General features: G+C 61.9%; 24 protein-coding genes and 1 pseudogene. 3 read left to right on the top strand and 22 right to left on the bottom strand.

What is annotated here, in order from left to right:
- From ACQKP1_RS16080 to ACQKP1_RS16050, 7 genes are all read right to left on the bottom strand, one after another.
- Positions 1–522 (bottom strand): arsenate reductase ArsC, encoded by a 522-nt coding sequence (locus tag ACQKP1_RS16080; protein WP_427276025.1) that lies wholly within the window; start codon positions 520–522, stop codon positions 1–3.
- A 10-nt stretch (positions 523–532) separates the two neighbouring features.
- Complete coding sequence (locus ACQKP1_RS16075; protein WP_203017567.1) at positions 533–892, bottom strand: ArsR/SmtB family transcription factor; 360 nt, start codon at positions 890–892, stop codon at positions 533–535.
- A 112-nt stretch (positions 893–1,004) separates the two neighbouring features.
- Positions 1,005–2,633 carry an alpha-D-glucose phosphate-specific phosphoglucomutase gene (locus tag ACQKP1_RS16070; protein ID WP_427276024.1) on the bottom strand — a complete coding sequence of 543 codons (1,629 nt, stop codon included), beginning with the start codon at positions 2,631–2,633 and terminating at the stop codon, positions 1,005–1,007.
- Between the two features lie 3 nt (positions 2,634–2,636).
- Positions 2,637–4,076 (bottom strand): glycogen synthase GlgA, encoded by a 1,440-nt coding sequence (gene glgA, locus ACQKP1_RS16065; protein ID WP_427276023.1) that lies wholly within the window; start codon positions 4,074–4,076, stop codon positions 2,637–2,639.
- An 8-nt stretch (positions 4,077–4,084) separates the two neighbouring features.
- Positions 4,085–5,344 carry a glucose-1-phosphate adenylyltransferase gene (glgC, locus tag ACQKP1_RS16060; protein WP_203017562.1) on the bottom strand — a complete coding sequence of 420 codons (1,260 nt, stop codon included), beginning with the start codon at positions 5,342–5,344 and terminating at the stop codon, positions 4,085–4,087.
- 13 nt (positions 5,345–5,357) lie between these two features.
- Positions 5,358–7,571, bottom strand: a complete 2,214-nt coding sequence (gene glgB / locus ACQKP1_RS16055; RefSeq protein WP_427276022.1) for a 1,4-alpha-glucan branching protein GlgB — start codon at positions 7,569–7,571, stop codon at positions 5,358–5,360.
- Entirely contained in the window at positions 7,571–10,033 is a 2,463-nt protein-coding gene (locus ACQKP1_RS16050; protein WP_427276021.1) for a glycogen/starch/alpha-glucan phosphorylase, read from the bottom strand. Before ACQKP1_RS16050 ends, glgB begins: the two co-directional genes overlap by 1 nt.
- Before the next feature lie 20 nt (positions 10,034–10,053).
- Between ACQKP1_RS16050 and ACQKP1_RS16045 the strand changes: the two genes are divergently transcribed.
- Positions 10,054–10,200 (top strand): hypothetical protein, encoded by a 147-nt coding sequence (locus ACQKP1_RS16045; RefSeq protein ID WP_203017556.1) that lies wholly within the window; start codon positions 10,054–10,056, stop codon positions 10,198–10,200.
- A gap of 94 nt (positions 10,201–10,294) precedes the next feature.
- Here ACQKP1_RS16045 and ACQKP1_RS16040 read toward each other — a convergent pair whose 3' ends face one another.
- The 5 genes from ACQKP1_RS16040 to ACQKP1_RS16020 all read right to left on the bottom strand — a co-directional run bounded on the left by ACQKP1_RS16040 (position 10,295) and on the right by ACQKP1_RS16020 (position 19,864).
- Positions 10,295–11,563, bottom strand: a complete 1,269-nt coding sequence (locus ACQKP1_RS16040; RefSeq protein ID WP_203017554.1) for a TadE/TadG family type IV pilus assembly protein — start codon at positions 11,561–11,563, stop codon at positions 10,295–10,297.
- Between the two features lie 90 nt (positions 11,564–11,653).
- Positions 11,654–12,535 (bottom strand): transglutaminase family protein, encoded by an 882-nt coding sequence (locus tag ACQKP1_RS16035; RefSeq protein ID WP_427276020.1) that lies wholly within the window; start codon positions 12,533–12,535, stop codon positions 11,654–11,656.
- Positions 12,536–12,539: 4 nt separating this feature from the next.
- The gene (locus ACQKP1_RS16030) at positions 12,540–14,954 is read right to left on the bottom strand and encodes a circularly permuted type 2 ATP-grasp protein (protein WP_427276019.1); all 2,415 of its coding nucleotides are present in this window, start codon (positions 14,952–14,954) and stop codon (positions 12,540–12,542) included.
- 4 nt (positions 14,955–14,958) lie between these two features.
- Positions 14,959–18,303, bottom strand: a complete 3,345-nt coding sequence (locus ACQKP1_RS16025) for a DUF2126 domain-containing protein (RefSeq protein WP_427276018.1) — start codon at positions 18,301–18,303, stop codon at positions 14,959–14,961.
- Positions 18,304–18,436: 133 nt separating this feature from the next.
- A complete protein-coding gene (locus ACQKP1_RS16020; protein ID WP_427276017.1) occupies positions 18,437–19,864 on the bottom strand; it encodes a mannose-1-phosphate guanylyltransferase/mannose-6-phosphate isomerase in 1,428 nt (475 codons plus the stop codon).
- A gap of 245 nt (positions 19,865–20,109) precedes the next feature.
- Here ACQKP1_RS16020 and ACQKP1_RS16015 point away from each other — a divergent pair, with 245 nt between their 5' ends.
- Entirely contained in the window at positions 20,110–20,817 is a 708-nt protein-coding gene (locus tag ACQKP1_RS16015; protein ID WP_427276469.1) for a fumarylacetoacetate hydrolase family protein, read from the top strand.
- Complete coding sequence (locus tag ACQKP1_RS16010; protein ID WP_427276016.1) at positions 20,818–21,255, top strand: hypothetical protein; 438 nt, start codon at positions 20,818–20,820, stop codon at positions 21,253–21,255.
- A 4-nt stretch (positions 21,256–21,259) separates the two neighbouring features.
- Here the strand turns inward: ACQKP1_RS16010 and ACQKP1_RS16005 are convergent, their stop codons facing one another.
- From ACQKP1_RS16005 to ACQKP1_RS15960, 10 genes and pseudogenes are all read right to left on the bottom strand, one after another.
- A complete protein-coding gene (locus tag ACQKP1_RS16005; RefSeq protein WP_427276015.1) occupies positions 21,260–21,511 on the bottom strand; it encodes a BrnA antitoxin family protein in 252 nt (83 codons plus the stop codon).
- The gene (locus ACQKP1_RS16000) at positions 21,492–21,758 is read right to left on the bottom strand and encodes a BrnT family toxin (protein ID WP_427276468.1); all 267 of its coding nucleotides are present in this window, start codon (positions 21,756–21,758) and stop codon (positions 21,492–21,494) included. The genes ACQKP1_RS16005 and ACQKP1_RS16000 overlap by 20 nt, the downstream gene beginning before the upstream one ends.
- Entirely contained in the window at positions 21,742–22,074 is a 333-nt protein-coding gene (locus ACQKP1_RS15995) for a hypothetical protein (protein WP_427276014.1), read from the bottom strand. The genes ACQKP1_RS16000 and ACQKP1_RS15995 overlap by 17 nt, the downstream gene beginning before the upstream one ends.
- A gap of 72 nt (positions 22,075–22,146) precedes the next feature.
- A complete protein-coding gene (locus tag ACQKP1_RS15990) occupies positions 22,147–23,187 on the bottom strand; it encodes a tyrosine-type recombinase/integrase (RefSeq protein WP_427276013.1) in 1,041 nt (346 codons plus the stop codon).
- Between the two features lie 14 nt (positions 23,188–23,201).
- A pseudogene (locus tag ACQKP1_RS15985) lies at positions 23,202–23,339 on the bottom strand (helix-turn-helix domain-containing protein); the annotation flags it as partial.
- A complete protein-coding gene (locus ACQKP1_RS15980) occupies positions 23,336–23,653 on the bottom strand; it encodes a hypothetical protein (RefSeq protein ID WP_427276012.1) in 318 nt (105 codons plus the stop codon). The gene ACQKP1_RS15980 and the pseudogene ACQKP1_RS15985, both read right to left, overlap by 4 nt.
- Positions 23,650–23,847 (bottom strand): hypothetical protein, encoded by a 198-nt coding sequence (locus ACQKP1_RS15975; protein ID WP_427276011.1) that lies wholly within the window; start codon positions 23,845–23,847, stop codon positions 23,650–23,652. The genes ACQKP1_RS15980 and ACQKP1_RS15975 overlap by 4 nt, the downstream gene beginning before the upstream one ends.
- Positions 23,844–24,083, bottom strand: coding sequence for a hypothetical protein (locus tag ACQKP1_RS15970; RefSeq protein WP_427276010.1), 240 nt, complete (start codon positions 24,081–24,083; stop codon positions 23,844–23,846). Before ACQKP1_RS15970 ends, ACQKP1_RS15975 begins: the two co-directional genes overlap by 4 nt.
- Entirely contained in the window at positions 24,080–24,340 is a 261-nt protein-coding gene (locus ACQKP1_RS15965; protein WP_427276009.1) for a hypothetical protein, read from the bottom strand. Before ACQKP1_RS15965 ends, ACQKP1_RS15970 begins: the two co-directional genes overlap by 4 nt.
- Positions 24,337–24,639, bottom strand: a complete 303-nt coding sequence (locus ACQKP1_RS15960) for a hypothetical protein (RefSeq protein WP_427276008.1) — start codon at positions 24,637–24,639, stop codon at positions 24,337–24,339. Before ACQKP1_RS15960 ends, ACQKP1_RS15965 begins: the two co-directional genes overlap by 4 nt.
- Positions 24,640–24,691: the final 52 nt, after the last annotated feature.

Here is a 24,691-nt window from a genome sequence, read left to right as displayed (position 1 = left end):
TCAGGCGACCTCGGGATTGGCAGCATCGGCGGTCGCGCCGATCTCGGCCAGGCGCTTCTGCAGCGAGAGCTTGTCGAGGCTCGTCATCGGCAGGCTGACGAAAATGGAAATACGGTGATTGAGCATCCGGTAGGCCTCCGCAAAGGCGAAGTGCTTTTCGGAATCCGTGCCTTCAGCTGCAGCCGGATCCGGCACGCCCCAATGGGCGGTCATCGGCTGGCCGGGCCAGACGGGGCAGGCTTCGGCGGCGGCATTGTCGCAGACGGTGAAAACGAAATCGAGCTGCGGCGAGCCGGGTACTGCGAACTCGTCCCAGTTCTTCGAACGCGCGAAGCTCGTATCGTAGTTCATGCCCTTCAGCAGTTGCAGCGTGTAGGGGTGAACTTCACCCTTCGGCTGGGAGCCGGCGGAATAGGCCTTGAACTTGCCCTGGCCGAGCCGGTTCAGGATCGCTTCGGCGATGATTGAACGGGCGGAGTTGCCGGTGCAGAGGAAAAGAACATTGTAGATCTTGTCGGACATGACAGGTCTCTCAGTTAGGGCGGGTGATTTCGAGGGTAGGGGAACAGCAGGCGAGATCGTCGATCAGCGGCTGGCAGAGGCTGGCGTTGCCGCCACAGCAATCCTTGAGAAGGTAAAGCGCGACAGCGCGGAAGCGATCGAGATCGGCGCGGTAGATGATCGAGCGGCTTTGGCGCTCGCCTGAAACGAGGCCGGCCTGGGACAGTGTCGACAGATGCGCCGACATGGTGTTTTGCGGCACGCCGATCAGGCGGGCGAGTTCGCCGGCTGGTATGCCATCAGGCTCATGCGCCACCAGCAGGCGGAAGGTCTGTAGCCGGGTCGGCTGGGCCAAGGCGGCAAGCGCCGCGATCGTCGTTTTTTCATCCATAATTCCAGAATAGTGGATATATTGGGTGAGTCAATGCGTTGATAGGCCAAATACGAAAACCCCCAACCTTTGCAGGCCGGGGGCTCAAAATTCTCTCGAAGGACTTCTGCTATCAGGTGATGACCGTCGGCTCGTTCATGCCCGTATAGCGCTTGATCTCCGCCACCTCTTCTGCTGCCGCGATCAGATCGGCCAGAGCCGCCTGCGTCTCGATGCCGTGGCGGCTGGCGTCGGGCTCGTAGCGTTCGACATAGAGGCGCAAGGTCGCGCCCGAGGTGCCGGTGCCGGAGAGGCGGAAGACAATGCGGCTGCCGCCTTCGAAGAGGATGCGGATGCCCTGGTTCTTCGAGACGGAGTGGTCGATCGGGTCGTGATAGGCGAAGTCGTCGGCAGCCGTTACTGTGAGGCCGTTGATCTTGCTGCCGGGCAGGCTGTCGAGTTTGGCGCGGAGGGCTGCGACCAGCGCGTTGGCGTTCTCTGTATCAACGCCTTCGTAGTCGTGGCGGGAATAGTAGTTGCGGCCGTATTCGGCCCAGTGGCTTTCCACGATCTGCTTCACGCTCTGCTTGCGGGCGGCCACGATGTTGAGCCAGAAGAGCACGGCCCAGAGGCCGTCTTTTTCGCGCACATGGTCGGAGCCCGTGCCGAAGCTTTCCTCGCCGCAGACAGTGACTTTGCCGGCATCCATCAGGTTGCCAAAAAACTTCCAGCCGGTCGGGGTCTCATACATGCCGATGCCAAGTTTTTCGGCGACGCGGTCGGCGGCAGCACTTGTCGGCATCGAGCGGGCGATCCCGGCAATGCCTTGTCTGTAGCCGGGGGCGCAGGTGGCGTTGGCGGCGATCATCGCGAGGCTGTCGGAGGGAGTGACGAACATCCCCTTGCCGACCACCATGTTGCGGTCGCCGTCGCCATCGGAAGCCGCACCGAAGTCCGGGCCGTCGTCACTCATGACGTCGTCGTAGAGGGTCTTGGCGTGGACGAGGTTCGGGTCGGGATGGTGGTGGCCGAAGTCGGGCAGGGGGACTTCGTTGCGCACGGATCCTGCCGCTGCGCCGAGGCGCTTCTCAAGGATTTCGACCGCATAGGGGCCGGTGACGGCGCTCATCGAATCTATCACGACGCGGAAGCCGCCTGCGATCAGCGCGCGGATCGCGGGGAAATCGAAGAGGGTTTCCATCAGGTCGGCATAGTCGGCGACCGGGTCGATGACCTCGACGGTCATGCCGGCGAGATCGAAGCTGCCTGTTGTGTCGAGGTCAATGTCGGCTACATCGGCAATCTTGTAACTGTCGATGTTACGGGTGCGGGCAAAGATCGCGTCGGTGGTCTTCTCCGGTGCCGGGCCGCCATTGCCGATATTGTATTTGATACCGAAGTCCTCGGTCGGTCCGCCCGGATTGTGGCTGGCCGAGAGCACGATGCCACCGAAGGCATGGTATTTGCGGATGACATGCGAGGCGGCCGGCGTCGACAGAATGCCCCCCTTGCCAACCATGACCTTGCCGAAGCCATTGGCGGCGGCCATTTTCAGAGCGACCTGGATGACTTCGCGGTTGTAGTAGCGGCCGTCGCCGCCGATCACCAGCGTCTGGCCTTTGAAGCCCTCCAGGCTGTCGAAGATCGCCTGGATGAAGTTCTCCGCATAGTTTTCCTGCTGGAAGACCGGAACCTTCTTGCGCAGTCCCGACGTGCCGGGCTTCTGATCCGCATAGGGTTTCGTGGAGACGGTCGAGATCATCGATTACAGGCCTTTCGAGACGAGGCGTTGATAAAGGTCGGCATAGGTCGCGCCGCTCCTGTTCCAGGAGACGTCGGATTTCATGCCTTGCTTCTGCATTTGCGACCAGAGACGATGGTCACTGTAAAGCCGAAGCGTGCGGCGGATGGCGCGGCGGAGTGCATCAACGGTCACCGGCGTAAACTGAACGCCGGTCGCAACACCGGCAGCCAAGGCCGCTTCATTGGCGTCGATAATGGTATCAGCAAGGCCGCCGGTGCGCGCGACAAGTGGAACACAGCCATAGCGAAGGGCGTAGAGCTGGGTCAGGCCGCAAGGTTCGAAGCGCGAGGGCACGAGGATGATGTCGGAACCGGCCTGCATGACATGCGACAGTCCTTCGTCATAGCCGAGAACCATGCTGACGCGGCCGCGATGATGGGCAGCGGCAGCCTGGAGCGCCGCCTCGATCCCGCTTTCGCCGGAGCCGAGGATTGCGAGCCTGCCGCCGGCATTGACGATCTCGTCGATGACGTCAGGCAGCAGGTCCAGCCCCTTCTGCCAGGTGAGGCGCGAGATGACGCAAAAGATTGGCCCATCGTCTCCATCGAAGGCGAAGCGCTCGACCATGGCCGCGCGGTTGCCGGCTCGCTTCTTCAGGGCGGTGCCCGAATACTTGCTGCTCAACAAAGGGTCCGTGGAAGGGTCCCAGACATCGGCATCGATGCCGTTGACGATGCCGTAGAGGTCAGCGGCACGACTGGCGATGACGCCGTCGAGACCCATGCCGAATTCCGGCGTCAGGATTTCCTCTGCATAAGAGGGGCTGACGGTGGATAGCGCATGGGCGGTCAGAAGACCGCTCTTCAGGTAGCTGATCGTGCCGTAATATTCGAGCGCTTCGTGCCAGGCATGTCCCGGCAGGCCGAGGTAGGGGAAGAGTGTCGCGCCGAATTGCCCTTGGAAGGCGATGTTGTGGATCGTGATCAGGCTCGGAATCTCAGGCGCCTCGGCATAGCGCATGTAGACGGGAGCCAGAGCTCCCTGCCAATCATGCACATGCACGAGCTCCGGTTTGAAGCTCGGCAGAACGCCCGCCGCGATCTCGGCGCCCACCTTGGAGAGAACGGCGAAGCGCTTCCAGTTGTCGGGATAGTCCCGTCCCTGTGTGTCCAGATAGGGGCCGCCTGACCGTTCATAGAGCGGCGGGCAGTCGAGGATCAGAAGATCGAGGCCCTCGTGCCTCACCTCAAGAAGTGTGACCCTTTCATCGAGGATATCCTCGAATTCGTGGACCTTCTTCGGCTTCTTCACCGCCTTCATTACGGCTGGATAGCCGGGGATCAGCGTCTTCGTCTCGACGCCATGGGCGGCGAGCGCGATCGGCAAAGCGCCCGCGACGTCGGCGAGGCCTCCGGTCTTGATCAGCGGATAGAGTTCGGAGGCGACCGAAAGGACCTTCATGGATGCGGCTAACCCAGTTTGTCGATCATCGACTGCGTGATGAGGCAGATCCCGTTTTCGCTGCGGCGGAAGCGCTTGGCATCCATTTCCGGATCCTCGCCGACGATCAGCCCCTCAGGGATCACCACGCCATGGTCTATCACGACATTTGTGAGACGCGCATGACGGCCGATCTGCACCTTGGGCAGGACGACGGCGCCTTCGAGACGGGAATAGGAATTGGCGCGGACACCGGTGAAGAGCAGGCTCTTGTAGAGCGCCGACCCCGAGATGATGCAGTCCCCGGAGACCAGCGAGGAAATCGCCGAGCCACGGCGGCCTTCGTCGTCATGCACGAACTTGGCGGGTGGCGTGATCTCGGAATAGGTCCAGATCGGCCAGGACTTGTCGTAGAGGTCGAGCTCGGGAACGATGTCGGTCAGGTCGATATTCGCCTGCCAATAGGCGTCGATGGTGCCGACGTCGCGCCAGTAGGGCTCGCGCTCGAAGTCCGAGCGGACGCAGGACTGGGCAAAACGGTGGGCGACCGCTTTGCCGCTCTTCACCACATAGGGGATGATGTCCTTGCCGAAATCGCGGCTGGAGTCCGGGTCTGCGGCGTCGCGGCGCAGGAGTTCCATCAGGAACTTGGTGTGGAAGACATAGATGCCCATGGAGGCAAGCGCGTGGTCTTCGTTGCCGGGAATGCCTGGCGGATCGGCGGGCTTCTCGACGAAGTCGATGATCCGGTCGGTCGCATCGACATGCATGACGCCGAAGCCGGTTGCTTCCATGCGCGGCACTTCCAGGCAGCCGATGGTCACATCTGCGCCAGAGGTGACGTGCTGGCGCAGCATCAGCTCGTAATCCATCTTGTAGATGTGGTCGCCGGCGAGGATGACCATGTATTCCGGCGCGTAGGATTCGATGATGTCGGCGTTCTGGTAGACGGCGTCGGCGGTGCCTTCATACCACTGCGTCTCGGACACGCGCTGCGAGGCCGGGAGGATGTCGAAGCTCTCGTTGCGCTCGGGGCGGAAGAAGTTCCAGCCGAGTTGCAGGTGGCGGATGAGCGAATGCGCCTTGTACTGCGTGGCCACGCCGATACGGCGGATGCCGGAGTTCAGGGCGTTGGAGAGAGCAAAGTCGATGATGCGCGCCTTGCCGCCGAAATAGACGGCGGGCTTGGCGCGCCGGTCCGTCAACTCCTTCAGGCGGCTGCCGCGGCCGCCGGCCAGAACATAGGCCATGGCATCACGCGACAGGCTTCGTGCCGTTTTTTCGCTCATTTCTTTCCTCCCCTTACTGTTCCAGTTCCAGCATGATCACGGCCAGCGGCGGCAGGGTCAGCCCTGCTTTTGCCCATCCGCTTCCCGTGGCATGCGCCTCCACGCGGCCACCATTGCCCTTGCCGCTGCCACCATAGATTTCGGCATCGGTATTCAGTATCTCACGCCAACGGCCGGCCGCAGGCAAGTTCAATTCGTATCGTTCGTGATAGGTTGGCGTCAGGTTGCAAATGACGGCCACCGGCTTTTCGCCGGGCGCCTTGCGCAGCCAGGCGAGCACCGAATTCTCCTGGTCATCGGCATTGATCCATTCGAAGCCTTCGCCCTCGCAGTCACGAGCGTGCAGCGCAGGCTTCGAGCGGTAGGTGAAGTTCAGGTCGCGGATCAGTCGGCGCATGCCCTCGTGTGGGGCATAGTCGAGCAGGTTCCAATCGAGGGAACGGGCCTCCGACCACTCGCCCCACTGCGCGAACTCCTGGCCCATGAACAGCAGCTTCTTGCCGGGATGGCCCCACATGTAGCCGTAATAGGCGCGGAGATTGGCGAATTTCTGCCAGTCGTCGCCCGGCATCTTGGCAATCATAGAACCCTTGCCGTGCACCACTTCGTCGTGGCTGATCGGCAGAACGAAGTTTTCCGAGAAGGCATAGAGCAGGCCGAAGGTCAGTTCCTGGTGATGGTACTTCCTGTAGATCGGATCACGGGCAAAATAGCTCAGCGTGTCATGCATGAAGCCCATGTTCCACTTGAAGCCGAAGCCGAGGCCACCTTCATGGACGGGCTGCGAGACCTTGGGCCAGGAGGTGCTCTCCTCGGCGATGGTCATGATGCCGGGATGGCTGCCATAGACATGGTGGTTCATCTGCTGGAGGAAGCGAACCGCCTCCAGGTTCTCGCGTCCACCATACTCGTTGGGGATCCACTCGCCTTCCTTGCGGGAGTAATCGAGGTACAGCATGGAGGCGACGGCATCGACACGCAGACCGTCGAGGTGGAATTTCTCCGCCCAGTAGAGCGCGTTGTTGATCAGGTAGGACAAAACCTCCTGGCGACCGAAATTGTAGATCGCGGTGTTCCAGTCCGGGTGGAAGCCCTGGCGCGGGTCGGCATGTTCATAGAGCGCGGTGCCGTCGAAATGGCGAAGCCCGTGCGCATCGGTCGGGAAGTGCGCCGGCACCCAGTCGAGGATGACGCCGAGGCCGACCTTGTGGCAGCCGTTGACGAAACGGGCAAAACCCTCCGGCTCGCCGAAGCGGGCGCTCGGGGCGTAAAGGCCTGTCGTCTGGTAGCCCCAAGACGGGTCGTAAGGGTGCTCGGTGACCGGCATGAATTCGATATGGGTAAAGCCCATGTCGACGCAGTAGGGGATCAGCCTTGCGGCCATCTCGTCCCAGGACAGCATGGAGCCGTCATCGCGGCGCTGCCAGGATCCGGCATGGACCTCGTAGATTGAAATCGGCTGGCGGCGCTGATCGATGCTTGCCCAGTGCTTGCGATGGGCTTCGTCGTCCCAATCCTGTTCGAGCTCTGGCGTCGTCACCGAGGCGTTTTTCGGCCGCATCTCTGCGCGGCGGGCAAAGGGGTCGGCCTTCAGTGGCTGAAGCTCGCCATGCGGTCCGACGATCTCGAACTTGTAGGTGGCGCCGGCCCGGACATCGGGGGCGAAGATTTCCCAAATGCCCGTGTCACGGCGCAGGCGCATGACATGCAGACGGCCGTCCCAGTCGTTGAAGTCGCCGACGACGGAGACGCGGCGGGCATTGGGGGCCCAGACGGCGAAGTGGAAGCCGTCGACACCCTGATGCTTGATCGGGTGGGCGCCCATCTTGTCGAAAAGGCGCAGGTGCGATCCTTCCTTGATGAAGTAATCGTCCATCGGCCCGAGGATCGGCCAGAAGCTGTAGGGATCGGTGACGGTCCATTCGGCATCGCCGCGGGTAGCGCGATAGCGCACCGGCAGCACGCCATCGAGCTTTACAGGGCCGGAAAAGAAGCCGGCATCGTGATGCCGGACCAGTTCGCCGATCGGCTCTCCGGCGAGATTATGGGCAATGACGGTTTCAGCGCCGGGGATGAAGCAGCGGGCAACATGGCCAGCACCTGCCTCATGCACGCCGAGAAAGGCAAAGGGGTCGCCATGCGTCCCATGAATGATCGCTTCGATTTCTGCTGCCGACGGTGTGTCCGGCTTCGCTACGTCACCGCTCCTCTTCGGTGATTTTGCCATCAAGCTCTCCAGATATCCGCGTTGTACTGCCGGATGGTACGGTCCGATGAGAACCAACCCATACGCGCCGTGTTGCGGATGGTCTTGGAATACCAAGCGGATTTGTCGGTCCAGATGTCATCCACGTCGCGCTGCGCTTTGGCATAGGCGTCGAAATCGGCGGCAACCATGAACCAGTCGTGCTGGTAAATGCCCTGCATCAGATCGGCATAGCGGTCGCGATCGTCAGGCGAAAAGACACCCGAGGCGATCGACGAAAGCGCCTGCTGCAGTTCGCGCGAGGCATCGATCGCGGCGCGGGGATTGTGTCCCTCGGCCCGCACGCGACCCACCTCGTCGGCGGTCATTCCAAAAATCACGATGTTCTCCTCGCCCACATGATCGCGCATTTCGACATTGGCGCCGTCGAGCGTTCCAATGGTCAATGCACCGTTCAACGCGAACTTCATGTTCCCGGTTCCAGACGCTTCCATGCCGGCGGTGGAAATCTGTTCGGAAAGGTCGGCAGCGGGCACCATGACTTCGGCGAGAGATACGTTGTAGTTGGGAATGAAAACGACCTTCAGCAGACCGCGGACCGAGGGGTCGGTGTTGATAACGCGGGCGACGTCGTTCGCCAGTTTGATGATCAGCTTGGCGTTGTGGTAGCTGGGCGCTGCCTTGCCGGCGAAGAGTTTGACGCGCGGGACCCAGTCGCGTTCCGGATGAGACCGGATCTGGTCGAAGAGGGCGACGGTCTCGATGATGTTCAGAAGCTGGCGCTTGTATTCGTGGATACGCTTGATCTGGATGTCGAACATCGCATGCGGATCGAGCTTGATGCCCATGCGGCTGGCCACGAGGCTCGCGAGCTTTTGCTTGTTGGCGAACTTCACCGCCGCGAACTTCTGCTGGAAGGCCGGATCGTCGGCGAAGGCGTCGAGACCTTTAAGCTTCGTCGCGTCGTCGAGGAATTCCGGCCCGATCGCTTCCTTGATGAGGTCTGTCAGGTCCGGATTGCATTGCATCAGCCAGCGGCGTGGGGTGATGCCGTTGGTCTTGTTGTTGATGCGCGTCGGATAGAGCTTGTGAAGATCGGAGAAGACCGTTTCCTTCATCAGCTCCGTGTGCAGCGCGGAGACGCCGTTGATCGAGTGAGAGCCCATGAAGGCGAGGTTGCCCATGCGCACGCGGCGATCACCGCTTTCGTCGATCAGCGAGATCTGGCGGATCTCGTGGTCGTTGAAGCCGCGCTTCTTGCGGGCGTCGAGCAGGACCTTGGCGTTGATTGCGTAGACGAGCTGCATGTGGCGCGGCAGGAGACGCTCGAACAGCGGCACCGGCCAGCTTTCCAGCGCTTCCGGAAGCAGTGTGTGGTTGGTGTACGAGAAGGTCTTGGACGATATCTCCCAGGCCTCGTCGAAGGCCACACCGTGCACATCGACCAGCAGGCGCATCAGTTCGGCAACGGAGACGGCCGGGTGGGTGTCATTAAGCTGGATTGCCACCTTATCCGGCAACTGGGCGAGCGTATTGCCCTGCTGCAGGTGACGGCGAACTATGTCCTGCAGCGAGGCCGAACAGAAGAAGAATTCTTGGCGCAGGCGCAGTTCCTGACCGGCGGGCGTGGCGTCGGCCGGATAGAGGACGCGGGTCAGGGATTCCGCCTTGTTGCTCTCGCGCAGCGCGCCGATATGGTCGCCGGCATTGAAGGCGTCGAGCAAGATCGGGTCGATCGGCTGGGCCGACCAGAGGCGCAGCGTGTTGACGCGTTCGCCGCGCCAGCCGACGGCTGGTGTGTCATAGGCGGTGGCGATGACGCGCTCGCCCTGCTTCCAGACGTAACGCGGCTCGCCATCCGGACCATCAACGGTTTCGACTGTGCCACCAAAGCCGACTTCGTAGGAGCTTTCGCGCCGCTCGAATTCCCAGGGGTTGCCGTGGGCGAGCCAGCTTTCCGGCAGTTCCACCTGCCAGCCCTCCGCCATTTGCTGGCGGAAGAGACCGTGCACGTAGCGGATGCCATAGCCATAGGCCGGGATGTTGACGGTCGCCATACTCTCCATGAAGCAGGCGGCAAGACGACCGAGGCCGCCATTGCCGAGTGCCGCGTCGGGCTCGAGGCCCGCGATGACATCGAATTCGACCGAGAGGGATTCAAGCGCCTCGCGGATGTCATCGATCAGGCCGAGGTTCGACATGGCGTCGCGCAGGAGGCGGCCGATCAGGAATTCGAGCGATAGGTAATAAACCCGCTTGCCGTTGTTCATGTAGGTGGTGCGGGTGGATTCCATCCACGTGTCGATGATGCGGTCACGCACCACGAGGATGGTTGCGGTCAGCCAGTCATGCGGCGTTGCCACCTTGGCATCCTTGCCGATGCTGTAGGTCAGCTTGTCCATGATCTCGGCGGCCAGGGCGTCCGGATCGGAAACTCCGCGCTTGGGAAGGGGAAGGTCGACTTTGTGGGGAGTCTTGATCATCGGTCCGCCTGGCGTTGTTCGTGTCTCCGGGCGGCTTCGAAGCGATTGCCGGTGCCGGCCCCTTGGACGGCAGTTTACGCATCGAAATGAAACAGTTGCAACAGGCGGGGAGCTTCGAGGATGATTTTGTTCCGATCGGCGATTTGCCGCTCAACATCCTGTTCTAATTATATTATCTGGAAAGCGTGAACAAACGATAAGACCGCAGCCATGACAGCTGCGGTCAAATTGTGGGCAAAATCCAAAACGTTTTGGATTGTCTCAGTTGGTCAGGCGGGTAGACGCTGCGGCCGCTGCCTTGCCGATCTCACCGAAGGCCTTGACCAGACCGGCCATATCGGTCGGCTCGTAATAGTCGCTTAGTGAGGACGCGCAGGCAGACAGGAGCGTTTTGCCTCGATCGGGCGCCATGAACGCTACCGAGAAGATCTTGATCCCTTCTTTCTTCGCAGCGGTACACTCATCCAAGACCGCCTTGTCGATGGTCGGGTTCCACGCAGCGCTGTTACCGGTCATTTCGCCATCCGTCATAAACACGATGTAGCGGGTAAAGTCGGAATTGCCTTTGGTGGCGTGCGCGCTTTTCTCGGCAGTGTTGGTCTTCTTCAACGCGTTGTAGGCAATCGTCATTGCGCCGGAAGCGTCGGTGCCTCCGGTCGGCACAGATGGCAGTGCGGTGATGTAGTTTGTTGCGGTCGTGACACCCCAGGCCATGCCAGAGGCGGGCTGGGTTACCTCGTTGTAGGACACCGCGCCAACACGGATGAGGTCGGCCTTTGGATCGGCTTTCACGAGCTCGTTCATCATGATCGCCGAGGCCGTCTTCAAGGCCTGCATCTTCTTGACGTAGCACGGCTTCGTTGGGCTGATGTAGCCCGTCCTGCCTGGCTTTACATCCTTGTAAGCCCAGTTGGACGCGCTGTAGTTCACGCAGCTTGCGACCGAGGTGTCGACCGTGTCCGTGGTGAAGGACATCGAGCCGGAGCGATCCAGCACGACATACATCGAGACTGCCGCGCCGCTTTCCGGCGTGGATTGCGCCGTCGCGGTGACGCTGACGGTCACTTCCTTCCAGCCGAGCAGGGCGGTCATGCCATTGGTCGCCAAGGTGTAGCTCGGTGACAGGCTGACTTCGACGGTCTTGCCCGATGTTCCCAGCTTCCGCTCGACATTTCCGACCGCGCCAGCCAGCGGATCTTCTGCCGCTTCCTCGTCGGTCTGGTCGCTTGCGTCGCCTGGGAGAACGTTGTTCAGCTGCGCCTTCATGAACTTGCGCGCGAACTCGAGCACTTCTTCGTCGGACATTTTGTCGTTCTTCGCCAGGGCGTTCGCCGCAGACAGAACGGCCGAGTCGGCTGAGTCCTGCAATGCGCTGCGCACCTGGACCATCCGGTTCAAGTCGATTGCCACACCAGCCGTGGCGGCTGCGACGGGGAGCAGGATGGCCGTTGCCAGGCCGAAATTGCCGGCGCGATCGTGCCAGAGACGTGAGAAGAGGGATTTGCGCGGGCTGTCAGGGGTAGTCATCATGTCCATCCAAAATCAGCGTTTGGAGGGTTATAGACCGTGGCCCATTGCGATCCGTTTAATGGGATCGCTAAAATTCGATGGAAGAATGCACTATTGGCGCACCGGGATGACATCCACGGCCTGATCCGTCTGATGCGAACCATAGCTCTTCAGGACGCCGATGACGGGGGCGACATCGGCATAGTCCCGACCGTAGCCGACCACGATGTGATCGGTGCCGGCCGCGATATCGTTGGTGGGGTCTAGTTCCAGCCAACCTGTCAGCTTGCCGCACCAGATCCGCACCCAGGCATGCATGGCGTCTGCACCCTCCAGGCGTTCCTTGCCCGGAGGCGGGATGGTGCGCAGGAAGCCACTGACATAGCCGGCCGGGATGCCGAGGCTGCGCAGTGCCACGATCATCACATGGGCGAAGTCCTGGCAGACGCCGCGCTTCTTGTCGAAGGCTTCCGCCGGTGTCGTGTCAACGGTCGTGGCTTCGGCGTCGTATTTGAAGTCCTTGTGGATGCGGCTGCAAAGCGTTTCGGCGATCTGGCGCACGGTCATGCTCGGTTTCAGCATGCCGCGCACATAGGTCGCGATCGCCTTGTCCCGGGGCAACCGTGGGCTTGTGCCGAGGAAATGATGCGGCGATTCCGCATCGAGCGACCAGGTTTCGGCGATCTCCTGCGGCAGGCGGTCGAGCAACGGCGAGAAGTCGGCAGCCATAGGCTGAGCCTGAACCATCACCCGCGCCTGCATGCGGATGTCGAGCTTCTCATGCGGACCACGCAGGATGGCGTGGCTCGTCGGATGGCGGAAGAAGTCGTTGAATGTCGAGATCTCGTCCGGCTCCGGGGTCACCGTGATCGCACCGGCGACCAGCCGCTGACGGTCCGGAAGCGACAGCGGCAGAAGCCGCAGCATGTGGTGGGCGCCCGTTGCCGGAACCTCATAGCGGTAACCGATATGGAGCGAGAGGTCGTAGAGCATCGCGTCAGCTCAGATAGGTCTGGGCGAGGATATCGGAGAACTTCTCCAACTCGCGCTCCAGATTGGTGTAGACATCGGCCGACATGGCTTCCGGCGTCATGACGGCAAGCCCCGAATGCAGGCGCATCGCCTCGCGGAAGAGGCTCGACATCTGACCGTTGACCATGGCGTTCGGCAGTTGCTCTACCTCGATGCGTATCTCGTTCAGCTGGAAGAGGATCGAGCGCGGATTGAGCGGATCAAGCGCCAGAAGGTCGGTCACCGTCAGCCGTGCGGTCGAGACATTGTAGCGGCGGCGATGGGTCATGACGTTGTCGCCGATCTCAAGCAGCATGTCGAGCGAGCCGTCGGGAGCATCGGGACCGGTCATGTGACCAAGCAGGCGTGTCATGTGCAGGCCGCGCTCCAGAAGGCGACCAATGGTCAGGAAGCGCCAGCCGGTGAAGCGGTACATGTTTTCATGAACGAGACCGGCAAAGCCCGCGAGCTTGCGCAAGAGGATGGTCATGGCGTGCGCCGCGTCGTCGCCGGGCTTCACCTTCTCGTGGAAGCGCTTGGCCGTCTTCGACAGGTCGTTCAGCGCAAGCCACCCATCCGGCGAGAAGCGGTCGCGTATGTTGCTGGCAGAATAGACGGCGCTGTCGATGTTGCGCAGCAGGCTTTCCGGCACGCCGGACTTGGTGTCGACATCGATGTTCGAGAGATATTCGCTGACGAAGGCGAGCAGCGGCTGGTCCGGATTGGCGCTTTCGGCATAGCGCGCATGCCAGGCGCGCAGGATGCGCAGCACACCTTCGGCCCGCTCGATGTAGCGACCGAGCCAGAAGAGGTTGTCGGCGGCTCTGCTCGGCAGGCTGCCGGGCATGTTGCGGGTGAAGGTCTCTTCCGCCGGCAAAAGTGAGGTGCGGTCAACGGGCTTGTCGGAGACGATCCAGACATCGGCCGCACTGCCGCCGGACTGCATGGCAATCGCCGACACATCCGAACCGCTGCCGATCCGGGCAAAGCCGCCGGGCATGATCTGCCAGCCGTCTTCCGTGCGGGCGGCGAAGACGCGCAGCGACATCGGCCGCGGCGTGAGCTGGCCGTCGATCATGGCAGGCGTGGTCGAGAGCGTCACGACTTCCTGGCCAACGAGGTTGCCGGCTTCTGCCTCCAGCCATGCGGCAGTGGTTTTGCCCTGCGGGTCCTTGTAACGCGACCCCATGACAGAGCGTCCGCCATCATCGAAGAAAGGCAGGCGCGAGAAAGCCGAGCCGATCACCATGCGGTCGAGATGGGCGGCCACATGCTCGCGCTCGGCCTTCTGGCCGCACCACCAGGTGGCGATCGAGGGCAGCTTCAGCTCTTCGCCGAGTAGGTGACGCGAGAGCGTGGGCATGAAGGCGAGAAGGGCGCGGGTTTCGAGAATGCCGGACCCGAGCGCATTGACGAAGGTGACCGAGGCGTTGCGCAGGGCATCCACCATGCCGGGCGTGCCGATATAGGAGTTCTGATCGAGCTCCAGAGGATCGGCGAAGGCGGCATCGAGGCGGCGCCAGAGGACGCTGACGGGCTTCAGGCCGGCGACCGTTCGGACCATGACCTTGCCGTTGACGATGGTCAGATCCTCACCTTCGAGCAGCATGATGCCGAGATAGCGGGCGATATAGGCGTGTTCGAAATAGGTCTCGTTGGCGGGGCCCGGAGATAGAACCGCAATGCGCTCGTCCGAACCGCGGGTGCGCGCCTGCAGCGCCTTGCGGAAGGCGCCGAAGAAGGAGGCGAGGCGATGGACGTGGGTCTCGGCATAGACATCGGAGAAGGCGCGGGCGGTCGCAACACGATTTTCTAGCGCAAAGCCCGCACCCGAGGGCGCCTGGGTGCGGTCTGCAAGCACCCACCAGTTGCCGTCTGGCCCGCGGCCGATTTCGAAGGAACAGAAGTGCAGGTAATGGCCGCCGGCCGGTTTGATGCCGACGAGCGGGCGCAGGAATTCCGGGTTCGAGGCGATCAGTTGCGGCGGCAGGAAGCCTTCCTGGACCAGCCGGTTTTCCGAATAGATGTCGGCGACAACCGCTTCCAGGAGGTTTGCGCGCTGGACCAGTCCCTCGGCCAGCACCTGCCACTCGGCTTCCGATATCATCACCGGGATATGGGAGAAGGGCCAGGCCCGCTCGCTCGATCCTCCAGAACCATAAGCACGGTAGAAGACACCGGCGTCGCGCAGGTAGCGATCGGCACGGGCAAAGCGCTCGTGCAGATCGTGCTCCGGCATGGTGTCGATGGCCGAGACCAGGGCTTGCCAGACGGGCCGAACATTGCCTTGTGTGTCGATCATTTCGTCGGCAGCGCCGGCCAGCGCGCGATAGCCGGCCGTGCGGGCCTCGCTTTTCGGCGCTTCTGGCGGGGATAGCTCCGCTGCCGTCTTCTGTGCCATCAGATCAGATACCTTGCGGTCGTCTCAGGTCCAAAGTGTGCGGGAATTCCGGCGACACGGTTTCGGGCCATAGGGGATAGGAGCCGGCTGTATGGCCCCAAGGCTCGAAACGTGCAAGCCGACGGGCTTCCGCTTCATTCCCATTCACAGGGAAAGTGTCGTAGGTCCGGCCGCCGGGATGGGCGACGTGGTAAACGCAGCCCCCGATCGACCGGGCAGACCATGTATCATAGATGTCGAATGTTAGCGGTGTGTTGACGGGCAGGACCGGATGCAGACCGGAGGCCGGCTGCCAGGCCTTGTAACGCACGCCGCCGACGGCCACGCCATTGACGTCGGATTTGCGCAGCGGCACCTGGCGCCCGTTACAGGCCACGACGAAGCGTTCCGGATTGGCTGTCTCCAGCTGCACCTGCAGGCGCTCGACGGATGAGTCGACATACCGGACGGTGCCGCCGATAGCCCCTTCCTCGCCCATGACATGCCAGGGCTCCAGCGCCTGGCGCAGCTCGAGCTTCGAGCCCTCGTAGGTGACTTCGCCAACGAAGGGGAAGCGGAATTCGAGCTGGGCGGCAAACCATTCCGGCTTGAAGTCGAAGCCGTTTTCCCGGAGATCCGCCAGCACTTCGAGGAAATCGAGCCAGAGGTAATGCGGCAGCATGAAACGATCGTGCAGGCTGGTGCCCCAGCGGACGAAACGGCCGCCGATCGGGTTCTTCCAGAAGCGGGCAATCAGTGCACGGACCAGCAATTGCTGGGCAAGGGACATGCGCGCATTCGGCGGCATCTCGAAACCGCGGAACTCGACGAGGCCGAGGCGTCCTGTCGGGCCATCGGGAGAGAACAGCTTGTCGATGCAGATTTCCGAGCGGTGGGTGTTGCCGGTGACATCGATCAGAAGATTGCGGAACAGCCGGTCGACGAGCCAAGGGAGGGGAGCTGCAGCACCACTGGCCGGCATCGGCACCTGGGCCATGGCGATTTCCAGCTCGTAAAGGCTGTCGTGACGGGCTTCGTCGAAGCGCGGCGCCTGGCTGGTCGGGCCGATGAACATGCCCGAGAACATGTAGGAGAGCGACGGGTGGCGCTGCCAGTGCAGGATCAGGCTCTTCAAAAGATCGGGACGTCGCAGGAAGGGACTGTCGCCGGGATTGGCGCCGCCGACCACCACATGGTTGCCACCGCCGGTGCCGGTGTGGCGGCCATCGATCATGAACTTGTCGGCGCCGAGTCGGGTCTGGCGGGCTTCCTCATAGATGGCATTGGTGGTGGCGACGCAGTCGTCCCAGCTGGATGCCGGATGGATGTTGACCTCGATGACACCTGGGTCCGGTGCAACGCGGATAACGTTGATGCGCTCGTCCTGCGGCGGCGCATAGCCTTCGATGTGCACCGGCAAGCCAAGCCCACGGGCGGCCGTTTCGGCCGCTGCTACCAGTTCCAGATAGTCCTCGATGGCTTCTACCGGTGGCATGAAGACGCAGAGGCGGCCGTCGCGGGGTTCGACGCTCATCGCGGTGCGCACGGCCCCTCTGATGTCGCCGGCAGAGCCCGTAATGTTCTGCTCGTTTCGGTCTTGCTGAGCCTCGCCGGTTCTGCGGGAGGCCTCGGGCATGGCGCGTCCTTCGCGGATCTGCGGGCCGAAATCCGGCAGGGGTGTGCGTGGGATCGAGGGGTCCGTGGTGTGGATATAGGGATATTGCGACGGCGGCACGTAAGGCAGGGTGCCAAGCGGCATGCGAAAGCCGATCGGGCTGTCGCCGGGGATGAGGAAAATCTTGCCGCGACGGGTGCGCCACTTCTCGCTCACCCAGCGACGGCCACCTGCCTTGGCGTTCCAGGCCTGGACCGGCAGGATATAGCCGGTCGGCTTGGTCAGACCGCGTTCGAAGACCTTGGCGATGCGGGCGCGTTCTTCTGCGCTTTCAAGCTTGGAATTCGAGGGATCGACATTTTCCGGCAGGCTGCCTTCCTTGATGATCCACTCGGCCGGATCCTCATAAGCCGGGATGATCATGTCGGTTTCGATGTCGAGCTCGGCCGCAATCCCGGCCATCAGCGCTTCGGCCTGTTCGTGGGTGACGCCGGTGTCCTTGTGTTCGGCGGCAATCAGCGCCGGATCATGCCAGATCGGCTTGCCGTCCTTTCGCCAGTAGAGCGAGAAGGTCCAGCGCGGCAGGCTTTCGCCCGGATACCACTTGCCCTGGCCGTAATGCAGGAAGCCGCCGGGGGCAAAGCGCTCGCGCAGGCGCCGGATCAGCTTGTCGGCGAGATCGCGTTTGGTCGGTCCAACGGCATCGGTGTTCCATTCGGCGGACTGGAAGTCGTCGATCGACACGAAAGTCGGCTCGCCGCCCATGGTGAGCCGCACGTCATGAGCCTCCAGATCGGCATCGACCTTCTGGCCGAGGGCATTCAGAGCCTCCCAGCTGTCGTCCGAGAAAGGCTTGGTGATGCGCGGATGTTCGGCAACGCGCTTCACCTGCATGTCGAAGGCGAATTCGGTATTGGCCTGACCGATATAGCCGCCGGAGATGGGCGCGGCGTTCTTGTAGTGGGGGGTGGCGGCGAGCGGAATGTGGCATTCGCCGGTCAAGAGCCCCGAGGTCGGATCAAGGCCGATCCAGCCGGCGCCGGGGATATAAACTTCTGTCCAGGCATGCAGGTCGGTGAAATCGACTTCGGTGCCGGAGGGACCATCGAGCGCCTTCAGGTCCGGCGCGAGCTGGATAAGATAACCGGAGACGAAACGGGCGGCGAAACCGAGGCGGCGCAGGATCTGGACGAGCAGCCAGCTCGAATCGCGACAGGATCCGCGTGCGGAAGTTAGCGTTTCCTCGGGCGTCTGGACGCCCGGCTCCATGCGAATGACATAACCGACGTCGTGCTGCAGGCGGGCGTTCAAGCCGACCACCATGTCGATGGTGCCTTGGCCCGGCGTCGTGTCGATGGTCGCCATGAAGGCGTCGAGCGCCGGGGACGAGGGTTCCGGCGTCATGTAGATCTTCAGGTCGTCGCGCAGGTCCTCTGGGTAGTCGAAGGGCCATTTGACCGCGATTTCCTCGGTGAAGAAGTCGAACGGGTTGTAGACCGTCATGTCGGCGACGAGGTCGACCTCGATCTTGAATTCGGTCACCGGGTCCGGGAAGACGAAGCGGGCGAGGTAGTTGCCGTAGGGGTCCTGCTGAAGATTGACGAAGTGGTTCTCGGGCGTGACCTTCAGCGAATGGGAGAGAACCTTGGTGCGGGAATGGGCGGCAGGCTTCAGCCGGATGATCTGCGGTCCGAGCTGGACCGGGTTGTCATACTTGTAATGGGTGAGATGATAGATGCTCGCCTTGATCGCCATTCGTTACCGCTTCGCTGTTCGCCCTGCCGGTTTTTTCCGGCTTGCACCGATCTTGTGCAATGCAGCGCCATAAAGCAAGCGGCCCGGACGGTGGAAGCCGCCGGGCCGCGCAGATGCGGTGTATGACCTCAACTCAGCTTCTGCCGAATTCGTCGACCAGGCGGATGATGTCGTCCTCGCCGAGATAGGAGCCGGTCTGGACCTCGATCACTTCCAGGCGGATCTTGCCGGGATTGGCGAGGCGGTGGACCGAGCCCTGCGGGATGTAGATCGACTGGTTCTCGTGCAGGACGGTCACCTTGTCGTCGATCGTCACTTCTGCCGTTCCCTTGACGCAGACCCAGTGCTCAGCGCGGTGGTGATGCTTCTGCAGCGACAGCTTCTTTTCCGGATGGACGAAGAGGCGCTTCACCTGGAAGCGGTCGCCGTTGAGGATCGAGGTATAGCCACCCCAGGGGCGAAGTGCCGTCGGGTGGTTTTCGGTGAGATGCGCCGTTTCCTTGTTGGCGGCGAGCATCTTCACGAGATTGCCGACATCTTGGGCGCGGTCGAGGCGGCCGACATAGACGGCATCTTCCGAAGCGATCACGGCGACGCCTTCCATGCCCTGGACGGCGAGGTGGGCGTTGCGGGACATGATCAGGGAATTGGTCGTATCGGAGACGGTGGCATTGCCATTGACCACATTGCCGTTTTGATCGCCTTCCGCGAGCTTCCAGATCGCATCCCAGCTGCCGAGGTCGGACCAAATGATCGGAGCCGGCACGACGGCGGCGTTCGGCGTCTTTTCCATGACGGCGTAGTCGATGGAGATGCTCGGGCTTGCCGCGAAGCTCTCCGCGTCGAGGCGGGTGAAGTCGAGATCGCTCTTGGCCTTTTCGATCGAGGTCCGGACGGCTGCAAGCACGTCGGGCGCCAGCGTCTCGAGCTCAGCAATCATCTGGCCGGCGGAGAAGACAAACATGCCGGAGTTCCAGGCATAGTTGCCGCTCGCCAGCATCTTTTCGGCGACCTCGGCCTTGGGCTTTTCGACGAAGCGCGAGACCTTGTGGACGCCACCTGCGAGATCGTCGCCGATCTCGATATAGCCATAGCCGGTCGCGGGCTCGGTCGGTGTGATACCAAAGGTAACGATCTTGCCGTTTCGGGCGGCACGGGCGGCTTTTGCCACACAGTCGCGATAGGTTTCGTCGACGGTGATCTCGTGGTCGGAGGGCAGGATCTGGATCAGCGTTTCGCTGCCATGGCGCTCACCGACGATCAGGGCTGCGGCGGCGACAGCAGCTGCGGTGTTGCGCGCCTCTGGCTCGAGGATGATGCCGTCGAGCGCTACACCGATCTCTCGGGCCTGTTCGGCGACGAGGAAGCGGAAATCCTCGTTGGTGACGATGATCGGGGCGTCGTAGATCGTCTCGTCCGAGACGCGGGCGAGCGTCTTTTGCAGCAAGGTCTCATCGCCAAGGAACCGGATGAACTGCTTCGCAGCGGCTGCGCGCGACAGAGGCCAAAGCCTTGTTCCCTTGCCGCCGGCCATGATGACCGGCACGATCTTGATGCTCATGTTTAATGCCTTTCGATGTCTTGCTGGGGCGGATCCGTCCCGGCTGATGTCGGAGCGACCACTTGATACCTCACGGGCAGGTGAACGCAGCTGCGGCGGATTTGTTACATGTTTGGCGGTTTGTTCCAAGCCCGGTCGACCATCCAGCTTTGACGATCAAGCCGGATGCATTGCCGCGCCTGGCCGGTTATGGTGGTGATCCCGCCGCCATGATTGGCGGGCTCGAGCCAATCAATCCAGAGAGAATGTCCTTGTCCGTCACCCGTCCGCTGTTTTCCGTTCCGACCGCCCCGCTTATCCCAGTTCATGGCATGGCGGAGGGCTTTCCTATTCACCGGATCTTCTGTGTCGGGCGAAATTACGCCGCCCATGCCGCCGAGCTCGGCAACACCGTCGATCGCGTCGCGCCCTTCTACTTCACCAAGCCTGCAACGGGTCTCGTTCTTGATGGAGGCGCGATCGCCTATCCGCCCGGCACGGCAGATTATCACCACGAGATCGAACTCGTGATTGCCATCGGAAAGCCGGTCTTCCGGGTCTCGACCGATGACGCGATGAAGGCGGTGTTCGGCTATGCCGTCGGGCTCGACATGACGAGGCGCGATCTGCAGAACGCCATGAAGGAAAAGCAGCGTCCCTGGGACATTGCGAAAGCCTTCGAGGAGTCGGCCGTCATCGGCGCGATTACCCCGGCCTCTGAATTCGCGCCCGATGCACAGCGCATCTCGCTTGTGGTCAATGACAGCCTGCGCCAGGAAGGCCATCTCAACGAGATGGTCTGGTCAGTCCCCGAGATGATCAGCCATCTGTCACGCTACTATCACCTGACGCCCGGCGACCTGATCTTCACCGGCACGCCGTCCGGCGTCGGCGCGCTTCAGCCGGGGGACCGGCTGACGGGTGCGGTTGAGGGCCTCTCGCCGATCTCCGTCACCATCGGTCCGGCGGCCTGAATGGCCCTGGCAGAGGCGGAGCAGGGGATGGGGGCCGCGCCCGCGCTCGTGCCGGGGCGCGACTGCGGAACCTGTTCGCTCTGCTGCATCCTTCCCGACATCGCAGAATTCGACAAACCGGCCAACGAACCCTGTCGCCACTGCCTCATCGGCGGTGGCTGCGACGCCTATGATGTCAGGCCTTCGACCTGTCGCGACTTCTTCTGTCTTTGGCGCACGGATGCGACTCTCGGGGCCGAATGGGAGCCGCGCGTCAGCCGCATGATGATGTATGCGCAGGGGCCGCAGCTGACGGTGCTGGTGGAGCCGGAGGCCGGCGCGATATGGCGCGAGGCGGCTTATCTGGGCTGGCTTGAGGCGCGGGCGCGAGCGCTGAAGCTGCAGGGTGGCTATGTGGTGGTCTATGCAGGGGAAGAGGTTTCGGTGGTGAAGGCGTGAGATCTCAGAGACCTGCCGCCTTCTTCAGGATGTCGTCGATCCTGCTTTGCCAGCCGGGGCCGGTCGCCCGGAAGTGATCGACGACCTCGGGCGATAGACGAATCGAAACAGGGATTTTTGTCGGCGCCTTCTGGGTGCCCCGTGTTTTCGGGAAGAAAGCGCGCAATTCTTCTGGCAGTTCCGATCCCGGCCGGGCGCGAGCGAAATCCGCGGCCGTCCATTCGGGGTTTTCAGGGTCATCGATTGCTTTCGACATAGCGCTCAAATTCCTTCTTGTGGGCACGGCGTAGGCTGATTGCTCTGACGTGGCCGTCGCGATAGGTGAAAGCCAGGCGGTGAGGCTGACCGTCAATCAGTCCCCAAGCTCGATAGCGGATTTCGCCATACGCGTTTCGATCATCCTGAAGCAGGGCTAGAATATCGAGTTCGCCAGCACGTTCGAGCGAGATGCCGTGCTTTTGCCTGTTGGCTTCTTCCTTCACCTGATCATATTCGACGATCATCAAATTGTATATGCGATTTGATGTGAATGATGAATTCCACCATCGATCGCATTGATTGAAATTGCAACCAAGCAAAAAGCTTTTTTGGAGGTTGCTGAAGGTCGTCTGATTCGACTGTCAAAGTGAGCCGTTCCGGTTCGAAATCCCAGAAACCAAAAAGGGCTCGCCGTTTCCGGCAAGCCCTTGAAAGAATTCGAATGGTGGGCGTGACAGGGATTGAACCTGTGACCCCTACGATGTCAACATTCCGCGCCCCACGGGAAAGCCCGGAATTCTGGGAAGTCTCCGCTTCGTAAAGCGGCATTTCCGGCATCATGTTTCATCTCCGTTCTCATTTTCAGGTTTGCCGAACCTCGGGAGCACTACGTAAAACGCTCCCTGTTTTCATTCAGGTTTTCGCTCTCGACGGGTCAACGGTTCGATACCTACGAGTTGCACCAGTTTGCGCAAGGTCCAAGGTCTGGGCCAGGTCCCTCAGATGGTCCGGCGAATATCGGGCGTAGACCTTCTCCGTGATCCGGCTGTTGGAGTGCCCGAGGAACTGCGCGATCCTCGTCATGTCGTGTCCGTCCTCTGCGAGCCACACTGCTGCCGAGTGGCGGAGCATGTGCGGCGACACCTCGTCGAGGCGAGCAGCCTTTGCAGCGGCCTTCAGGCCCTTCTTGATCGACTTCACCGGCGTCCCGGCCCACTCGATCACAAACGGTGACAGCGCGGCCTCCTTGGCTTCCAGAAGCGCGCCCTTCAGTGACGGGTTCATGGGCACGGTGGCCCGGCCTTTCCGCCTGGTGCCGTTGAACGGGTTCCTGAGGTTGATCAGTCCACGGTTGAAGTCCACCCGGTCCCACGTAAGCTCGAGAGCCGCCGCATTCCGCGCGCCGGTGCCGATCATCACCATGATCGCAAGCTTGATGTGCGGAACCTTCGCCCCTGCAATCAGGCGTGCCACTTCCTCCCGCTTCAGATACCCTTCCTTCGGGTCTGGCTTTGCCGGCCGCTCCACATGCGGGGCACGATTGATTAGGCCGTTCTTTTCCGCCCAGACCAATACAGTCCGCAAATGGCCGAGCTCAGTGTGGATCGTGCCGTCCTGGATGCCAGCCTTTCGCCGCTCTGCCGTATGCTCGCGGCAATCGATCACCGTCAGCGCCGATCCCTCCATCTGCCCGAAGCGGTCCTCGAGCGCCTTCCATGTGAATTTCATGGTGCCGAGGACCGCGCGTCCCTCGCGGTCGATCGTGTAGGCCTTCCAGAGGTCGGCTATCGTCGTGCCGCGCGGCCGGGTCAGTTCCGCGTATCGAGACGCGGCGAGGCGGGCCGCCTCTTTCGGGTCTGAGGTTCCAAGGCGATAACGTCGGCGGACGCCATCTGCTTCGTCCCATGTGACACAGAACTCTCCTCGGAGCCTGGTAAGTCGCCAGTCAGGCATTCGAACTTCTCCACGTCTTCGTGTTTGATCCTCAGAAGCTTTCCGCCAAGACGGAATGCGGGGAGCTTCCCGCTCGCAATCAGCTTGCGGATCTGACGTTCCGAGCAATCCCAGCGATCGGCTAGGCTTTTCGGGGTGAACGGCTTGGTCATGCGGCCTTCCCCCCGTTATTCGACTTTTCCACAGGCTCCTGCCCCAGCAGTGAGCGTAGCAGCACGGCAAGCATCGGCTCGCCCCCGGGGCCATAACAGCTCTCGACGCTGTCGAAAGCCATGTCGTCATCCAGCAGGAAGGCGACCTTCTCTCGAACCTCCTCGAGGCTGATGCATGGGTGCTTCTGGATCGCGTAGTCTGCCGCCTCATAGGCCTGCCAGAGCTCGGCGTTTCGCGGATCCTCTTCGTTGATCGCCCGATAGGCCGCCTGAATGGCGCGATAATCGTCGATGAGTTTGGTCAGCGTGCTCATCCGGCGACCTCCTCGATATTGTCGACCACTCCCAGAGCCTTCACGACTTCTTCCAGAGCCTTCGTGGCGAGAAGGTCCATTGCCGCGACGTCGTCCGTGCGCTTGAGGCCGTTGGAGGCGAGGCGGATCGCATGCAGGTAGCTCATCGCGTCGCCGAGCATGTCCGAGAGCATCACTCTCTCTGTCGTCTTCATGTCCGGATCCCCTTCTGGTCGGTCGCGCGTGCGGCGCTGAAGTTGTCGTTGACGTTGTCGGCGATATCGCGGGCGATCCAGGCCAGCGCCGCGATGCGATCGAGCTCGCAGTCTCGGCTGCCGTTTGGCTTCACGAAGTCGAGGTCGTTGATCTTGCTGACCAGCTCGTCGAGCAGGTGGCCGAGGTTCGTGACGTCACCCTGAATGGTGTCGAGGCTGATGGCTTCCCGGCTCATTTTGACACCTCTGCATTCTCGGCCTCGACGGTGGACGTGTGTGTCAGGTCGAAGACGTTGCAGCGATAATCCTCGACCATCTGCCATTGGCTCTGAGCCAGCGACACAAGGCGCTGCAGCGCGCCAACGTAATCGGCGTCGGCGTTCATGTTCGGCGCCATCAGGTCGATCGCGGTCAGGATGTCCTTGATCGTCCAAAGCGGAGTTTCCATTCGGCCGACGTGGAAGAAGACTTCCTTCTTGATCTGTGAAGTCATGTCCGGATCTCCCCGCGTGAGCCCGCATAGAAGCTGTCGCGCAGACGTTGGGCCCGGACCGCGACGTCATTGAGCAGGAAGTCGAAGCAGTCGCGCTCCCGCTTCGTGCAGCGGTAATAGATCGCGTCGCCTTCGATCTTTTGCGGTGGGCCGATGTTGTCCCATGCGTTTGCCGCGATGTCGGATATCAGCATGAGTTCGTGAACCTGGTTCTCGAGAGCAAGCAGCGCCTCTGCGATCTGCTCCCGTGTCGCCGCGGCGGGCATAGCTTCGCCGCCGGCCGTAATCGGTCGTTTCATGGTCGTTCTCCAATGGCTTAAATTGGGTTTGGGTTGGCCTCAGGTCTGAGGC

It is taken from the genome of Allorhizobium sp. NPDC080224, assembly GCF_050281005.1.
In the GTDB taxonomy this organism is placed as follows: Bacteria; Pseudomonadota; Alphaproteobacteria; order Rhizobiales; family Rhizobiaceae; genus Allorhizobium.
The sequence above is the reverse complement of the archived record's forward strand: the minus strand, read 5'-3'. Positions and strand labels throughout refer to the sequence as shown.

Excerpts from the sequence above, each read along its gene's own strand:
- ACQKP1_RS16080 (WP_427276025.1), bottom strand. The coding sequence starts at position 522 with ATGTCCGACAAGATCTACAATGTTCTTTTCCTCTGCACCGGCAACTCC.
- ACQKP1_RS16075 (WP_203017567.1), bottom strand. The coding sequence starts at position 892 with ATGGATGAAAAAACGACGATCGCGGCGCTTGCCGCCTTGGCCCAGCCG.
- ACQKP1_RS16070 (WP_427276024.1), bottom strand. The coding sequence starts at position 2,633 with ATGATCTCGACCGTCTCCACGAAACCCTATGCGGATCAGAAGCCCGGC.
- glgA (WP_427276023.1), bottom strand. The coding sequence starts at position 4,076 with ATGAAGGTCCTTTCGGTCGCCTCCGAACTCTATCCGCTGATCAAGACC.
- glgC (WP_203017562.1), bottom strand. The coding sequence starts at position 5,344 with ATGAGCGAAAAAACGGCACGAAGCCTGTCGCGTGATGCCATGGCCTAT.
- glgB (WP_427276022.1), bottom strand. The coding sequence starts at position 7,571 with ATGGCAAAATCACCGAAGAGGAGCGGTGACGTAGCGAAGCCGGACACA.
- ACQKP1_RS16050 (WP_427276021.1), bottom strand. The coding sequence starts at position 10,033 with ATGATCAAGACTCCCCACAAAGTCGACCTTCCCCTTCCCAAGCGCGGA.
- ACQKP1_RS16040 (WP_203017554.1), bottom strand. The coding sequence starts at position 11,563 with ATGATGACTACCCCTGACAGCCCGCGCAAATCCCTCTTCTCACGTCTC.
- ACQKP1_RS16035 (WP_427276020.1), bottom strand. The coding sequence starts at position 12,535 with ATGCTCTACGACCTCTCGCTCCATATCGGTTACCGCTATGAGGTTCCG.
- ACQKP1_RS16030 (WP_427276019.1), bottom strand. The coding sequence starts at position 14,954 with ATGGCACAGAAGACGGCAGCGGAGCTATCCCCGCCAGAAGCGCCGAAA.
- ACQKP1_RS16025 (WP_427276018.1), bottom strand. The coding sequence starts at position 18,303 with ATGGCGATCAAGGCGAGCATCTATCATCTCACCCATTACAAGTATGAC.
- ACQKP1_RS16020 (WP_427276017.1), bottom strand. The coding sequence starts at position 19,864 with ATGAGCATCAAGATCGTGCCGGTCATCATGGCCGGCGGCAAGGGAACA.
- ACQKP1_RS16015 (WP_427276469.1), top strand. The coding sequence starts at position 20,110 with ATGTCCTTGTCCGTCACCCGTCCGCTGTTTTCCGTTCCGACCGCCCCG.
- ACQKP1_RS16010 (WP_427276016.1), top strand. The coding sequence starts at position 20,818 with ATGGCCCTGGCAGAGGCGGAGCAGGGGATGGGGGCCGCGCCCGCGCTC.
- ACQKP1_RS16005 (WP_427276015.1), bottom strand. The coding sequence starts at position 21,511 with ATGTCGAAAGCAATCGATGACCCTGAAAACCCCGAATGGACGGCCGCG.
- ACQKP1_RS16000 (WP_427276468.1), bottom strand. The coding sequence starts at position 21,758 with ATGATCGTCGAATATGATCAGGTGAAGGAAGAAGCCAACAGGCAAAAG.
- ACQKP1_RS15995 (WP_427276014.1), bottom strand. The coding sequence starts at position 22,074 with ATGATGCCGGAAATGCCGCTTTACGAAGCGGAGACTTCCCAGAATTCC.
- ACQKP1_RS15990 (WP_427276013.1), bottom strand. The coding sequence starts at position 23,187 with ATGCCTGACTGGCGACTTACCAGGCTCCGAGGAGAGTTCTGTGTCACA.
- ACQKP1_RS15980 (WP_427276012.1), bottom strand. The coding sequence starts at position 23,653 with ATGAGCACGCTGACCAAACTCATCGACGATTATCGCGCCATTCAGGCG.
- ACQKP1_RS15975 (WP_427276011.1), bottom strand. The coding sequence starts at position 23,847 with ATGAAGACGACAGAGAGAGTGATGCTCTCGGACATGCTCGGCGACGCG.
- ACQKP1_RS15970 (WP_427276010.1), bottom strand. The coding sequence starts at position 24,083 with ATGAGCCGGGAAGCCATCAGCCTCGACACCATTCAGGGTGACGTCACG.
- ACQKP1_RS15965 (WP_427276009.1), bottom strand. The coding sequence starts at position 24,340 with ATGACTTCACAGATCAAGAAGGAAGTCTTCTTCCACGTCGGCCGAATG.
- ACQKP1_RS15960 (WP_427276008.1), bottom strand. The coding sequence starts at position 24,639 with ATGAAACGACCGATTACGGCCGGCGGCGAAGCTATGCCCGCCGCGGCG.